General features: G+C 43.1%; 2 pseudogenes. Both read left to right on the top strand.

From position 1 onward, the window contains the following. Positions 1 to 197, top strand: a pseudogene (locus tag MUU51_RS00080) (hypothetical protein); the annotation flags it as partial. Positions 198 to 340: 143 nt separating this feature from the next. After that, positions 341 to 536 (top strand): annotated as a pseudogene (locus tag MUU51_RS00075) (2,4-dihydroxyhept-2-ene-1,7-dioic acid aldolase); the annotation flags it as partial.

Raw genomic sequence — 536 nt, 5'->3', positions numbered from 1 at the left:
TCGGTGGAACGACACCGTTTATTTCCACTGCACTCGTTGAATTTACCGGGAATAAGCTTGCGCCGGCTTATTATCTGGTTGGCGTTGCATTATTTACTACTGTCGCCGTTGCTCTTTTTTATCGGGAGCGCTCTGGAGCCTCTCCTGAATTAGATGAGAAAGAGTACATATCCGGTTGGCCTAATAACGAATTGTGATGAAAGAGTACTCGTAGAAAGTCGTGAAAATGTCGTGCATTAATGCACAGACACTGTAGGGAACGGTCAATCGGTTACGTTATTTGTCTCTTCGTTTATAGCTTCACCATCCCTCTCATTATTATTTATAAAGAGATTAATTTATGCGTCCTAATAGATTACGTGAGCTTGTTACTCTGAAAAGACCAGCCATCAATGCCTGGCTTTCTTGTAATAGTGGCTATATTGCTGAAGTGTTGGGCCAGTGCGGTTTCGATTCAGTGACGGTCGATTTGCAACATGGACAATTTGGAATGGATGTTGTGCCTTCACTTCTACAGGCTATATCCAGTACGGATG

Origin of the sequence: Scandinavium manionii (assembly GCF_024764775.1) — a bacterium.
In the GTDB taxonomy this organism is placed as follows: domain Bacteria; phylum Pseudomonadota; class Gammaproteobacteria; order Enterobacterales; family Enterobacteriaceae; genus Scandinavium; species Scandinavium manionii.
This window is presented reverse-complemented; position numbering and strand designations above follow the sequence as displayed.